This window comes from Leifsonia sp. 71-9 (assembly GCF_001898805.1).
Classification (GTDB): Bacteria; Actinomycetota; Actinomycetes; order Actinomycetales; family Microbacteriaceae; genus Leifsonia.
This window is the reverse complement of sequence record NZ_MKVJ01000017.1, coordinates 585,153-597,773: the sequence shown is the minus strand read 5'-3', so window position 1 is coordinate 597,773 and position 12,621 is coordinate 585,153. Positions and strand designations below refer to the sequence as shown.

Annotated in this window: 13 protein-coding genes; 8 read left to right on the top strand and 5 right to left on the bottom strand. The window is 68.9% G+C overall.

Annotated features, from left to right (window positions below):
• Nucleotides 1-16: 16 nt before the first annotated feature.
• Nucleotides 17-244: a hypothetical protein gene (locus BGO91_RS12555; protein ID WP_290473087.1), complete on the top strand. Its 228-nt coding sequence runs from the start codon at nt 17-19 to the stop codon at nt 242-244.
• A 51-nt stretch (nt 245-295) separates the two neighbouring features.
• A complete protein-coding gene (locus BGO91_RS12550) occupies nt 296-832 on the top strand; it encodes a hypothetical protein (protein WP_290473086.1) in 537 nt (178 codons plus the stop codon).
• A gap of 10 nt (nt 833-842) precedes the next feature.
• On the opposite strand, the gene BGO91_RS12545 is transcribed toward BGO91_RS12550, so the two are convergent.
• On the bottom strand, nt 843-1,451 hold the full coding sequence (locus tag BGO91_RS12545; protein ID WP_290473085.1) for a GNAT family N-acetyltransferase: 609 nt from the start codon (nt 1,449-1,451) through the stop codon (nt 843-845).
• A gap of 17 nt (nt 1,452-1,468) precedes the next feature.
• On the opposite strand from BGO91_RS12545, the gene BGO91_RS12540 reads away from it, so the two are divergent.
• The 3 genes from BGO91_RS12540 (at nt 1,469) to BGO91_RS12530 (ending at nt 4,344) form a co-directional block, all read left to right on the top strand.
• The gene (locus tag BGO91_RS12540) at nt 1,469-2,284 is read left to right on the top strand and encodes a helix-turn-helix domain-containing protein (protein WP_290473084.1); all 816 of its coding nucleotides are present in this window, start codon (nt 1,469-1,471) and stop codon (nt 2,282-2,284) included.
• Entirely contained in the window at nt 2,281-3,153 is an 873-nt protein-coding gene (locus tag BGO91_RS12535; RefSeq protein WP_290473083.1) for an aminoglycoside phosphotransferase family protein, read from the top strand. Before BGO91_RS12540 ends, BGO91_RS12535 begins: the two co-directional genes overlap by 4 nt.
• 705 nt (nt 3,154-3,858) lie before the next feature.
• Nucleotides 3,859-4,344 carry a hypothetical protein gene (locus tag BGO91_RS12530; protein ID WP_290473082.1) on the top strand — a complete coding sequence of 162 codons (486 nt, stop codon included), beginning with the start codon at nt 3,859-3,861 and terminating at the stop codon, nt 4,342-4,344.
• A gap of 54 nt (nt 4,345-4,398) precedes the next feature.
• On the opposite strand, the gene BGO91_RS12525 is transcribed toward BGO91_RS12530, so the two are convergent.
• From BGO91_RS12525 to BGO91_RS12515, 3 genes are read right to left on the bottom strand one after another with little or no spacing between them, the layout of a single operon-like run.
• Nucleotides 4,399-5,295, bottom strand: a complete 897-nt coding sequence (locus BGO91_RS12525; RefSeq protein ID WP_290473081.1) for a carbohydrate ABC transporter permease — start codon at nt 5,293-5,295, stop codon at nt 4,399-4,401.
• Nucleotides 5,292-6,245 carry a carbohydrate ABC transporter permease gene (locus BGO91_RS12520; protein WP_290473080.1) on the bottom strand — a complete coding sequence of 318 codons (954 nt, stop codon included), beginning with the start codon at nt 6,243-6,245 and terminating at the stop codon, nt 5,292-5,294. The genes BGO91_RS12525 and BGO91_RS12520 overlap by 4 nt, the downstream gene beginning before the upstream one ends.
• Before the next feature lie 6 nt (nt 6,246-6,251).
• The gene (locus tag BGO91_RS12515) at nt 6,252-7,493 is read right to left on the bottom strand and encodes an extracellular solute-binding protein (RefSeq protein ID WP_290473079.1); all 1,242 of its coding nucleotides are present in this window, start codon (nt 7,491-7,493) and stop codon (nt 6,252-6,254) included.
• A gap of 482 nt (nt 7,494-7,975) precedes the next feature.
• Here BGO91_RS12515 and BGO91_RS12510 point away from each other — a divergent pair, with 482 nt between their 5' ends.
• The 3 genes from BGO91_RS12510 (at nt 7,976) to BGO91_RS12500 (ending at nt 11,086) form a co-directional block, all read left to right on the top strand.
• Nucleotides 7,976-8,761 (top strand): DeoR/GlpR family DNA-binding transcription regulator, encoded by a 786-nt coding sequence (locus BGO91_RS12510; RefSeq protein WP_290473145.1) that lies wholly within the window; start codon nt 7,976-7,978, stop codon nt 8,759-8,761.
• A 253-nt stretch (nt 8,762-9,014) separates the two neighbouring features.
• On the top strand, nt 9,015-9,893 hold the full coding sequence (locus BGO91_RS12505) for an ABC transporter ATP-binding protein (protein ID WP_290473078.1): 879 nt from the start codon (nt 9,015-9,017) through the stop codon (nt 9,891-9,893).
• Entirely contained in the window at nt 9,890-11,086 is a 1,197-nt protein-coding gene (locus BGO91_RS12500; protein WP_290473077.1) for an ABC transporter permease, read from the top strand. The genes BGO91_RS12505 and BGO91_RS12500 overlap by 4 nt, the downstream gene beginning before the upstream one ends.
• 50 nt (nt 11,087-11,136) lie before the next feature.
• Here BGO91_RS12500 and BGO91_RS12495 read toward each other — a convergent pair.
• Nucleotides 11,137-12,621: helicase HerA-like domain-containing protein (locus BGO91_RS12495; RefSeq protein WP_290473076.1), on the bottom strand; the 1,485-nt coding region annotated here is incomplete at its 5' end.

Below are 12,621 nucleotides of genomic sequence, written 5' to 3'. Positions count from 1 at the left end.
CGGTTAGATGGGGGCGATGAGCAAGAAGATGTTCTCCCAGCTGTGCGCCACGATCGCGATCGCGGCCATCACGCTGCTCGTCGGGCGCTCGATGCACGACGTCGGGACGGTCGTCGTCTTCGCGGTCGGGGTGCTCGCGACCATCCTCAGCGCGTTCCGGGTGCGGAGCATCCGCGCCCGCGAGAACGCCGCGAAAGCGGCCCGTGTCCCCCAAAATGCCGCTACCGGGGACACCGACCGATGAGTCAGGCTCGGTTCGATGACAGAGCAACGGGAACTCGGACGGGAGACGGGCGTGACGCGCGAGACAGTGCTGCGCCCCTTCCGGTACCTGTTCACGCGCGGCGTGATCGCCATCCTGGCGCTGACGACCCCGGTGTTCGCCGTGCTCTACTGGCTGTCGATCCCCACCGGCGGCTGGCCGCTCGTGCTGATCGCCCACCTGCTCGTCGTCGCGGCGACGGTGCTCTGCGTGTACTCGTTCCTGAGCGTGACGATCACGCTCGGCGCCGACGGGGTGCGGGAGCGCGGCTTCTTCGGTCGCGTGGTGCGGGTGCGGCCGGCGGAGGTCGGGGCGGTGGTGCTGGTGCAGCTCTATGAGAGCAGCACGCTCGACACCCTCCCCCAGCTCTTCATCACCGGCACGGACGGCCGCCTGCTGATCCGGATGCGCGGGCAGTTCTGGTCGTTGGAGGACATGGAGCGCGTCGTCGAGGAGCTCGACATCCCGGTCACCCGGCCGCAGGACTCGATGACGCTGGCCCAGCTGCGCCGCGACTCCCCCGAGCTGCTCTACTGGTTCGAACGCCTCCCCGCCCTCGTCGGCCGCTGAGCCGCGTCGTTCAGAGACGCGCGTCCGTCGCGATCGCGAGCGCAGGGGCGTCCGGCGTGCTCGACGGAAGCTCGGTGAAGCCGAGGCGCTCGTAGAACGCGCGGGCGCCGTGGTTGGACGGCGACATGGTGAGGTAGACGCCGGGCACGCCGCGATCCCGCAGCGCCGCGAGCAGGGTGCGGATGAGCGCGCGCCCGAACCCCTGGCCCTGCAGCTCCGGGAGCAGGTCGATGTGCAGGTGCGCCGGGAACCGGTCGACCTCGGGCACGATCGCCTCGCGCACATCCAGGCCGAAGCCGATCGCCTGGCGCTCGGCGTCGTCGCGCGCCTGCTCCACCGGGTACTTGGCGCGGAATCCGGGCAGCCACTCGGCCTCGTACCAGTCGGCGAAGGCGCGGCTGTCGGCGACGGCGATCACGTACCCGGCGACGTGCTCGCCGGTGTCGACCACGAACGCGAGGTCGGGCTGGTACGCGACGTACGGGCCGGCGAAGACGTCGGGCAGCAGGTCGTCATCGGAGTAGGCGCCGGTCGCATCCTGACCGCTCGCCCCGGTCCGCACGCAGATCGCGTAGACATCGTCCCGGTCGGCCGGCTGGAAGGGGCGGATCGAGCTCACCGTGAAAGTATGGCAGCGTGAGTCCGCACACCGCCGCCGTGCCACGCAGCAACGGCCTGCTCACCCGCACAGGAGGCGAGCCCGTGCGGATCGAGCGGGTGTTCCCCGGCGAGGCGGCGAGCGCCTTCGTCCGCCACTACTGGCTGCCGCGCTGGACGCTGCCGGAGGGCCGGGAGCTGCGCCCGCAGGTGCTCGAGTACCCGACGGCGAACCTCGTGATCGAGCCCGGCTCCGCCCTGCTTCACCGGGCGAACCGGGGTGTGAGCGGTCGCACGCTGCGCGGCACGGGCTGGGCGTTCGGGATGCTGCTGCGCCCGGGCGTCGCGCGCGGCTGGACCGGCACCTCACTGCGCTCGCTACCCGCGGTGGTGCCGGTGGACGAGCTCGCCGTCGACGGGCTGGTAGCCCTGCTCCCCCTCGTGCGACGGACGATGGACGCGGGAGACGACGCGGGCGCGGTCTCCGCCGTCGAGTCCTGGCTGGGCGGCCTCCCGCTGCCCGGTGACGACGCCCGGCTCGTCGACGAGATCGTCGCGACCGTCGAGGCCGACCGCGACCTGCGCCGGGTCGAGGACCTCGCGGCGCGCTTCGACCTCGGCGTCCGGCACCTCCAGCGCCTGGTCGCCGGACACATCGGCTTCGGGCCCAAATGGCTCATCCAGCGCTATCGGCTGCAGGAGGCCGCGGCCGCCCTGCGCTCCGACGATCCGCCCGCGCTCGCCACGCTCGCTCTCGAGCTCGGGTATGCGGACCAGGCGCACTTCAGCCGCGAGTTCCGGGCTGTGATCGGCGCACCGCCGGGCGCCTACGCGGCCAGGGAGGGCCGCCGATGAGTGGGAGCCCTCCCGGCGGTGCGCCGTCGTCCCCGGATGCGGACGCACTGCTCGCCGGCTGGCGCGAGCGCTGGCGCCTGACGCCGGACGGGGAGGCGTTCGGCACTCCGTCGAGCGCCCTGCAGCCGGTGCGGCAGGGCGGCCGGCCCGCGTTCCTCAAGCGGGCGCTGGTCGCCGAGGAGGCCGCTGGCGCGCACGTGCTGCGGTGGTGGGACGGCGAGGCCGCGGCGGCCGTGCTGGAATTCGGGGGCGACGGGGAGGCCGTGCTGCTCGAGCGGGCGGAGGGCGCGCGGTCGCTGACCGGGCTGGCGCGGTCCGGACCGGCCGGCGACGACGACGCCACGCGCATCCTGTGCCGCGCGGGGCGCCGCCTGCACGCCGCCGGAACGGACACACGGCCGGGCGGCCTGCATCCGCTCGACGAGTGGTTCCGCGAGCTCTTCGAGCACGCCGCCGACCGGCCGCACGACCACGACGGGCTCTACCCGGCGGCCGCCGCGGAGGCGCGTGCGCTGCTCGCGCATCCCGCCGCTGACGTGGTGCTCCACGGCGACCTGCACCACGGCAACGTGCTCGACTTCGGCGAACGCGGCTGGCTCGCGATCGACCCCAAGCCGCTGCACGGCGACCCGGCCTTCGACGTGCTCAACATCCTGTGCAACCCCGACGCGGAGATCGCGCTCCGCCCGGGCCGCCTCGAACGCACGGCCCGGGTGATCGCCACGGAGACCGGCCTGGACGAGCGGACCCTGCTGCGCTGGGTGCTCGCCTGGGCCGGGCTCTCCGCGGCGTGGAGCGAGCGGAGCGGTGCCGAGGCGCCGATCGCGCTCGGCGTCGGTCAGCGCAGCCGGACGCTGCTCGGCATTTAGGCCAGCTGGCCACCTCGGCTCGCAGAGCTCGACGGTCGCGCCGCTCAGTCGAACCTCCTATTAATTCTGCCTCGATGAACTCGCGAAAGTACGACTCGGCTTCGATCTTTTCGCTCTTGTTTCATCGTCTCCCACGAATGCGTCCGAGTGCTCGAAGACCTGCTGGACCCGGTTCCGGCCGCGCTGCGAACGTTCGGCCTTACCGGCTTTCGCCGCTTCACCGCGCTGGATGTGACACAGGGAATCCCGCTGTCTTCGCGACTTCGTGTAGCAACGTCCTGAGCTACTGGGAGCCGCGTCAGGCGGTTCGCCCCACACTCGGGATCAGGTCCTCGCCGAGTTGCGCGCCAAAAGGAGGGTACGCCTGGGTGACTGGCCGCGACGTACCACGAATCTCACCGTCGGGTCAGCTGACGTTCGGGGTAGGTCGACTTGAGAGCTTTGACATGCACCTGAGAAGCTAGCCGGACGCAGGAAGCGCAGCGGGACATTTACAACTCGCGGAACGGAGTGTCAGTGGCCAACTACGGAGCCCCTTGCCCAAACGGTCCCAAGCATCACGGCCATCGCCTTGCACGTCGTCGCGAGGAATGTGACGGTCGCGCGATGAGGCGAATCGCTCGTTCTAGCGGGCCATCAGCAGTTACTAGGGGACCTTCCAGCCCACGGCCTCAACGTCCTTCGCGGCCTGAGTCTTCTATTCGCTTGACCCCGCAGGTCGGGCGAAATCGCGCGCGCAGCGCTCGAGAAGTGAACGGCTACGCGTTCATCGGCTCCATCATCCTCGAACCGGGCTCGTGGTTTGAGGAAGCTGCCAACGCCATTATTGACGCCCTGCCGGAGGGTCACCGGGAGAACGCCGGCCACTGGCTCTGCTCGCTCCTGCTGGATGCAGCCAAGGCCGTCGACCCGGCGACCTACGCTGGGTTCATCGCGGACGGCGTCAAAGAACGGTTGATTGGTGCTGGGGTATCAAAGGCGGCAGCGAACATTTTCGCGGCTGCGGTCACGAAAACCCTGAACCCGATCTTGGCTCATGCAATCGGACTCGGCCATGCGTCGCTCGCGATGAAGGCCCTCATACCAGCTGTCTGTCCAGACCTCGATCGATGCCCCGCGCAGAAGGACCTTTTCAAGACCTTCGCAATGCCGGGCGTGGTCGATCACCTCGAGGCCCTCGCAGCCAAGTAGCTCGGTCCTTCGGCAACACGAGGCTCGACAAGTGCGCCGATCTCCTAGCGCCCCTCACTTGACGCTGCCCGCGGTGAGCCCGCCGACCAGGCGCTTCTCGATCAGCATGAAGAGCACCACGACCGGGATCACGGCCACGACGGAGACCGCGAACACGTACTGCCAGGCGGCGTCGTACTGGCCGACGAACTTGGTCAGCGCCACCGACAGGGGCTGGTTCGCGTCCGTGGACAGGATCACCAGGCTCGCGGCGAACTCGTTCCACGAGGCGACGAACGTGTAGATGATCGCCGTCACGATCCCGGGCCACACGAGGGGGAGCTGGACGCGGAAGAGCACCGTCCACTTGCCCGCCCCGTCGAGCTGCGCGGCCTCGTCGACCTCCTTGGGCACTCCGGCGAAGAAGGTGTGCATGATCCAGATGGCGAACGCGAGGTTGAACGCCGCGTTGATCAGGATCATGGCCAGCCAGGTGTCGTTGAGGCCGAGCGCGACCATCTCCTTGAACAGGCCGGTCGCCAGGACCGTGGGCTGCAGCATCTGCGTCACGATCACCAGGAAGAGGAACACACCGCGGCCGGGGAACCGGAACCGAGCCGTGTAGTACGCCGCGGGCACGCAGACCACGAGCACGAGAAGCGTCGCGAACACCGAGATCACGATCGTGGAGACGAGGTTCAACGGGAGCGGCGTCTCCGGGGTGGACCACATCGTGACGTAGTTCTCGGGATGCCACTGGTCGGGCAGGTACGTCGGGGGCACCGCGAGGATGTTGTTCCGCGACTTGAACGAGCCGACCAGCATGATCAGGTAGGGCGCGATGAAGACGAGGGCGATGACGATTCCCGCGATCGTCTTGCCGACGGTGCGCCCCGGGGAGCCCGAGAGGCGGGAGCGGCGGCGGCGCGCCTGCGGGGCGCCGGCGAGCAGGGTGGGGGCCGGGGCGGTCATGCGGCCTCCTTCATCGGCTTCACGATCCACAGGTAGAGCGCGACGACGACCAGCACGATCAGGAAGTTGATCACGCTGAGCGCGCTCGACAGATCGATGCGCTGCTCGTTCTGCAGGAGCTTGAAGACGTAGGTCGTCGTCGTGTCGGCCTTGTAGCCGGGGATGGACCCCGTCATCAGTTTGAGGATCGGGAGGGAGTTGAACACGTTGATGATGTTGATGAGCGCCGCCAGGGCGATCGCGTTGCGGAGGTTCGGCAGCGTCACGCCGAAGTAGGAGCGCACCGCGCTCGCACCGTCGACCTTCGCCGCCTCCAGCATGTCGCCAGGGATACCGGCGAGCCCCGCCAGGATCGTGTACGTCGTGAACGGCAGCGACACGAAGACCGCGATGGCGATCGACGACAGGAACGCCGGCACCGGCTCCTTCGTGAAGCCGAACGGCTCGGCGAGCAGATGGACGTCGACGAGGAACTTGTTGATGATCCCGTAGAAGGGGTCGAGACCGTACACGAACACGGTCGTCGTCATCACCACGCTCGCCGCCCACGGGACGATGATCGCCATCCGCACCCAGCGCCGGCCCGGGAAGTTCTTGTCGAGGAACTGCGCGAGCGCGAGCCCGATCACCACGGTGATCGCGACGACCGAGACGACCCAGACGAGCGTGTTCAGCAGGATGCCGGGGAGCTCGGGCCGGGAGAGGACGGTGAAATAGTTCTGCAGGCCCACGGAACCGTGGTCGACGCCGGCGAGGGAGATCTTCCGCGTCGAGTTGTAGATCATGTAGCCGGCCGGGAACAGGACGACCCCGAAGATCAGGATGAGGGCCGGCAGCGTCCACGGCACGGCGTGGAGCAGGTCGGACGCGCCGGAGCGCTTCGGTGGGGACCCGCGACGGGGGCGGCCGGACGCCGCCCCCGTGCGAGTCGACTCAGCGGTGCTGGTCATCCGGGGTTACTGGCCGTCGGCCTTGGCCTGGATGGACTTCAGCAGATCGGCCGGGACCGCGCCCTGGCCGAGCTGTCCGATCTGGCTCTGGATCGCGCCCTGCGCGGCCGACCAGTTCGGGTTGGTGGACGGGTAGAACTTGGCGTCCGGCAGCAGGTCGAGGAACGGCTTGATGGTCTCGTCCGAGGCCATCTCCTTGGCGCCCGACTTGGTGGTCGGCAGGAAGCCTTCCGCGCCCACCCACTTGGTGTAGACGGCCGGCGAGTAGAAGTAGTCCAGGAACTTCGTGATCGCGGCCTTCTTGTCCGTCTTGTTCTTGAACGCCATCAGGTGGTCCGCCACCCCCAGGGTGAAGGAGGAGCCGTCCTTGGTCGGGATGGGCGCGATCCCGTAGTTGAGGGACGGGTTCTTGTCCTTGATCTGACCCACTGTCGGCGGGAGGCCGACCTGCATGCCCAGCTGCCCCTGGATGAAGACGTTGAGCAGCGGCGTGCGGTTGGTCGAGCCCGGGTTGGGCTCCGTGTACCCCTGGTCGATGATCTTCTTCATCTCGGTGGCGCCTTCGACGTTCTGCGAGCTGTCGATCGTGAGCTTCTTGGCGTCGCCGTAGCCGCCGCCGGCCCCGTAGAACCAGAGCGCCGTCTCGGCCTGCGCCTCCTCGCTGCCGAGCGGCATGCCGTACGCCGTCACCCCGGCCGCCTTGAGCTTGCCCGCGTCCTCCTCGAACTCGGCCCAGGTCTTCGGCGGGGTCGAGATCCCGGCCTTCGCGAAGTCGTCCTTGTTGTAGAACAGGGCGCGCGCGGAGGCGATGAACGGCAGGCCGTACTGCGTGCCGTCGATGCTCGCGTTCTTCTTGAACGCGTCCTGGAAGTCGGCGAGCGTTGACGCCGAGACGATGTCCTTGGCCGGGTAGAGCAGGTCGTCCGCCGCGAAACCGGCGAAGGCGTCGATGTTCAGGATGTCGGGCTGCTTCTGCGCCTGGATGCGCGTCTTGATGACGTTGTTGATGTCCGTCCAGGACTCGACGTCCAGGTTGACCTTGATGTCGCCGTTCTTCGCCTCGAAGTCCTTGATGATCTGCTCCCACTCGGCCTTCGTGTTGTCCGAATAGCTCGCCACCATCAGGTCGAGTGTCTGCGCGCCGCCGGACGAGCCCCCGGACCCGCCGCTGAAACCGCAGGAGGCGAGTGCCATGGTGGCGACGACGGCGGTCGCGACCGCCGCTGACCGCCGGAATGCCTTCTTCATTGAATTCCCCACTTCTCGAAAGAACACGTGCCGTTACAGCTGGGTGCCTGCGCGTCAATGCGGAGCCGTTGATGTTTATTGACGTGTTCCCGTGGGAAACAAGCACTTTCGCTCAATGGATGCTCGTGATCATGCCCCGATCGGGGGGATCGCGTCAAGCATCGGGCCGGAGATCGTCACCAAATGGCAACATCCCGGTCACACGGGCACTCACTCCCGGATTCACTGATCGAAGTTGCTCTCTAGACAGCGTGTTCGATCATGAGCAATCATTGACGCAAGCATCCGCGTACCCACGCGGTGGCACAGGATAGGATCGGCCCGTGACGCGCTCATCCACCGCCGGAACGCACCAGGAGGACGAAGCGCCCCTGGTCTCCGAGCAGACGGCGGATGACGCGCGCGCCGCGGCGGAGCCGGGCGGACCCCTCGAATTGTCCCGTCCGCTGCCGCGCGGCGAACGGAGCCGGGAGCGCACGGCGATGAGCCGATCGCAGCGGCTCGGCGCCGTCCTCGACCTCCTGGCGGAGACGGGCCAGGTCGAGGTGGAGGACATCGTCACCACGCTCAACGTCTCCGCTGCGACGGCCCGTCGCGACCTGGACGCCCTCGCCTCGCAGCAGATGCTCACCCGCACCCGGGGCGGCGCGATCGGCCAGTCCGTCGCCTACGACCTCCCCCTCCGGTACAAGCACGAGCAGCACGCCCCGCAGAAGCTGCGCATCGCGCAGGCGGCGAGCGCCCTCGTCCCCCGCGGCGCCGTCGTCGGGCTCTCCGGCGGCACCACCAGCACCGCGGTCGCCACGGTGCTCGCCTCGCGAGCCGACCTGCTGGAGCCGTCGCCCTACCCGAACCTCACCGTCGTCACCAACGCGATCAACATCGCCGCGCAGCTCGTCATCCGCCCGCAGATCAAGGTCGTCGTCACCGGCGGCGTCGTCCACCAGCGCTCGTACGAACTGGTGGGCCCCTACACCGATCTGGTGCTCGAGAAGATCACCATGGACGTCGCCTTCATCGCCGTGAACGGCATCGACCCCGTCATCGGCGCGACCGTGCACGACGAGGGCGAGGCGAGCGTCAACTCCCTGATGGCACGCCGCGCGACACGCGCCGTGTTCGTCGCCGACTCCTCGAAGATCGGCCAGAAGGCGTTCGCCACCGTCGGCGGCCCGACCGCCCTCACCACCCTCATCACCGACTCCGGCATCACGGACGAGCAGCGCGCGGCGTTCATCGAACGCGGATACGAGATCATCGTCGTGTGAGGCGGGGTGCGGGGCTGCGCATGCGCTGATTGCGCGGGCTTCCGCTCGGAGTACGCAGACAACGCCCCGATTGCTTAAGCGGATGCCTGCGGATACTGCACAAGCGCGCCTCTGACGCGGTCCGGACCACGACCGCTCCTACGCTCGAAAGCGTTCCGGTCGTCCCGGAACACCACCGCGTGGCCTCGGCCCGTGCGTGGAGCGGCCATCAACGATGAGGAGCTGTATGCGGGTTGACGTCTCGAATTTCCGGATGGTCTTCGGAGACCGCGTGGTGATCGACGATCTGTCGTTCTCGGTCGAGCCAGGTGAGACATTCGGCCTGCTGGGCAGCAACGGTTCCGGGAAGACGACGACGTTGCGCGCGCTGCTCGGGATGCTGCCGCCCAGGGGCGGTCGGTTGTCGATCGACGGAGAGACGTTCCGCCCCGGGGCGGGCGCGCGGGTGGGGTATCTGCCGGAGGAGCGCGGCCTCTACCGCAAAGACACGGTCCTCGACGTGATGACGTACTTCGGTGAGATCAAAGGGCTGGGTCGCACGGAGGCACGCTCCTGGTCGCAGACCTATCTGGAACGCGTCGGGCTCGCGGATCGGGCCCGGATGCGGTTGGAGAAGCTCTCGGGAGGTCAGCAGCAGAAGGTGCAGCTGGGGGTGGCGATCATGGGCGACCCCGGCCTGCTCATCCTGGACGAGCCCGCCAAGGGACTCGACCCGGTCAATCGGCAGCTGTTGATGGATCTGATCGCCGAACGCAAGACGGCGGGAGCGACGGTGATCCTGGTCACCCACAACATGGACGAGGTCGAGCGGCTCTGCGACCGGGCGCTCCTGCTGCGCGACGGACGTGCCGCTGCGTACGGGACGGTCCAGGAGATCCAGGATGCGCACGGCAGCCGGATGATCTCGGTGCGCCTGCTCGGCGAGCCGCCGGTCTCCTCGCTCTACTCCGTGGCGCGACGAGACGGTGACCTGATCCGGCTCTCACCGGTCGCCGGCGCCACCGACGAGGAGATCCTCGCCGCTCTGGTCGCCGGAGACGCACGACCCGTCCGGTTCGAACCGCACCGGGTGTCGATGGACCAGGTGTTCGTGCGCATCTACGGGGCGGCACACGAGGAGGTCCACGCATGAGCGCCGGCCAGGTCCGGATCGTCACCCGGTTCGAAGTCTCCCGGACGATCCGCCGCCCGCAGTTCTGGGTCGCCGCCCTCCTCCTTCCGGCGGTGCTGGCGGTCATGGTCGCGGTGCTGACCTGGGCAGGGACGAACACGCCGGCCGCGTCGGAGCAGATCAGCTTCGAATACGCCGACGACTCGGGACTCATCTCCGAGACGGCCGCCGCCCAATTCGGGGGACGCCCTGCGGGCCAGGACGCGGAGCAGCGGACGAAGGACGGCCAGCTGGTCGCCTACCTCCACTTCCCCGCCGACCCCACGACGGATCCGGTGGAGATCCACGCGAAAGACCGCGGACTGGTCCACAACGCCGACTACACCGCTCTCGCCCGCGGTCTGTACACCGCCAGCGTCGACACCACCCTCGACACGAGCACCGCGGCCCTGGTTCGCGCGATCCCCGCAACGACGATCCACGCCTACGCCGACGGCGAGCCCGCCGGCGGCCTCGGCGCCATGATCCTGCCGGGACTGCTCGCCGTGCTGCTGCTGCTCATCGTCACGCTGCTGGGAAACCAGATGCTGAACTCCACCGTCGAGGAGAAGGAGAACCGGATCAGCGAGATGATCCTCGTCTCCCTTCCCGCCCGCGCACTCATCCAGGGGAAGATCCTCGCCCTCGCCGTGCTCGGGCTGGTGCAGATCGGCATCGTCGCGCTCAGCGGTGTGCTCATCTACGCGATCGCAGCACCCGGCATGGACCTCGACTTCCTGGGCATCGGCGACATCGTCGTCGACCCGCTCCGGGTCGCCCTCGGGCTCGCGCTCCTCCTCGGCGGTTTGCTCACCCTCACCGCTCTCCTCGTCCTGGCGGGCGCCGCCATGCCCTCCGCCAAGGATGCCGCGCCGTTCTACAGCACGGTGGTCATCGTCATGATCGCGCCGTTCTACTTCATCACCGCGGTCCTGTTCACCCCGGCCAGCCCGATGGTCACCATCCTCACCTTCTTCCCCGTCAGCTCCCCCATGACCGCTCTGCTTCTGAACGCGACCGGCGCGCTCGACCCGTGGGTCGGCGCGGGCATCGCCATCGGTTTGTTCGTCGTCGGTGCGCTGATCCTCCGCCTGGCGGTCGCCGCATTCCAGCGCGGCGTCATCCAGTACGACCAGCGCCTCCGGCTGAAGGACGTCCTCCCGCTCGGCGCGTAGGGCTGGATTCCTCGTCGCCCGATACGGCGGCGACGGCCAGGTCCCGTCGGCTAGCGACGCCTCCGCGTGCCGAAGATGCCCTCCACGACCCCCGTCAGGATGTCGCGCGTCGCCTTCGACCCGAGCACCTGCTCCAGAACGTTGGGGGCGGGCTTGGAGGTCGTGCGGCGCGTGGTCCGGGAGGGCGAGGTGCTCTTCAGGATGCGGTCGTATTCCTTCTGGGCGGCGGCCTGGGCCTTCGCGTCGGCCTTCGCCTGCGCTGCCGCCGCCTTCTCCGCGGCAGCGGCGGCCTGCGCCTGCGCCTGGGCCTGCTCGGCCGCGTCTGCGGCGGCCGCTGCGGCGTCCAGCTTGCGGGCGAGCTGCTCCCGGGCCGAGTCGCGGTCGATGGGGATGCCGTATTTCGCCTGCAGCGGGGAGGCGGCGACCGTGGCCTCCATCTGCGCCTCCGGGGCCGGCGACATCGACCCCTGCGGCGCGCGCAGCCGGGTCCAGGCGACCGGGCTGGGAGCGCCCTTCTCGTTCATGACGGTGACGATGGCCTCCCCGGTGCCGAGGGACTGCAGCACCTCGGCCAGGTCGTAGCCGGACTTCGGGTAGGTCGAGACCGTCGCCTTGAGCGCCTTGGCGTCATCGGGGGTGAAGGCGCGCAGCTGGTGCTGCACCCGCGAGCCGAGCTGCGCGAGCACGTCGCTCGGGACGTCCTTCGGGGTCTGGGTGACGAAGAAGATGCCGACGCCCTTCGACCGGATGAGGCGCACGGTCTGGGTGATCGAGGCGATGAAGTCCTTCGAGGCGCCCTTGAAGAGCAGGTGCGCCTCGTCGAAGAAGAAGACCAGCTTCGGCTTGTCGAGGTCGCCGACCTCGGGCAGATCGTTGAACAGGTCGGCGAGGAGCCACATCAGGAACGTCGAGAACACGGCGGGCTTGTCCTGCACGCCGGGCACCTCGAGGAGGCTGACCACGCCGGTCCCGTCGGGTGCGACGCGCAGGAACTCGGCGGTGTCGATCTCCGGCTCGCCGAAGAACGCGTCCGCGCCCTGGTCGGCGAACGCGATCAGCTCGCGCAGGATGACGCCGACGGTCGCGCTCGACAGGCCGCCCAGCCCGGCGAGCTCGGCCTTGCCGTCGTCGCTCGTGAGATAGGTGAGCACGGCGCGGAGGTCGGAGAGGTCGAGCAACGGCAGGCCGGCCTGGTCGGCGTAGTGGAAGACCAGGCCGAGGCTCGACTCCTGCGTGTCGTTCAGGCCCAGCACTTTCGAGAGCAGCAGGGGGCCGAAGCCGGCGACGGTCGCCCGGATGGGGACGCCCCGGCCCACGCCGCCGAGCGAGAAGAACTCGGTGGTCGCCGCGCGCGGGGTCCAGTCCTGGCCGATGCCCCTGGTGCGCTCCAGCAGCTTCTCGTTGGAGTCGCCGGGGACCGCGATGCCCGAGAGGTCGCCCTTGATGTCGGCGGCGAAGACGGGCACGCCCGCGGCGGCGAGCTGCTCGGCGAGCACCTGCAGGGTCTTGGTCTTGCCCGTCCCGGTCGCGCCGGC

Excerpts from the sequence above, each read along its gene's own strand:
- BGO91_RS12535 (WP_290473083.1), top strand. The coding sequence starts at position 2,281 with ATGAGTGGGAGCCCTCCCGGCGGTGCGCCGTCGTCCCCGGATGCGGAC.
- BGO91_RS12555 (WP_290473087.1), top strand. The coding sequence starts at position 17 with ATGAGCAAGAAGATGTTCTCCCAGCTGTGCGCCACGATCGCGATCGCG.
- BGO91_RS12520 (WP_290473080.1), bottom strand. The coding sequence starts at position 6,245 with ATGACCAGCACCGCTGAGTCGACTCGCACGGGGGCGGCGTCCGGCCGC.
- BGO91_RS12500 (WP_290473077.1), top strand. The coding sequence starts at position 9,890 with ATGAGCGCCGGCCAGGTCCGGATCGTCACCCGGTTCGAAGTCTCCCGG.
- BGO91_RS12515 (WP_290473079.1), bottom strand. The coding sequence starts at position 7,493 with ATGAAGAAGGCATTCCGGCGGTCAGCGGCGGTCGCGACCGCCGTCGTC.
- BGO91_RS12510 (WP_290473145.1), top strand. The coding sequence starts at position 7,976 with ATGAGCCGATCGCAGCGGCTCGGCGCCGTCCTCGACCTCCTGGCGGAG.
- BGO91_RS12505 (WP_290473078.1), top strand. The coding sequence starts at position 9,015 with ATGGTCTTCGGAGACCGCGTGGTGATCGACGATCTGTCGTTCTCGGTC.
- BGO91_RS12525 (WP_290473081.1), bottom strand. The coding sequence starts at position 5,295 with ATGACCGCCCCGGCCCCCACCCTGCTCGCCGGCGCCCCGCAGGCGCGC.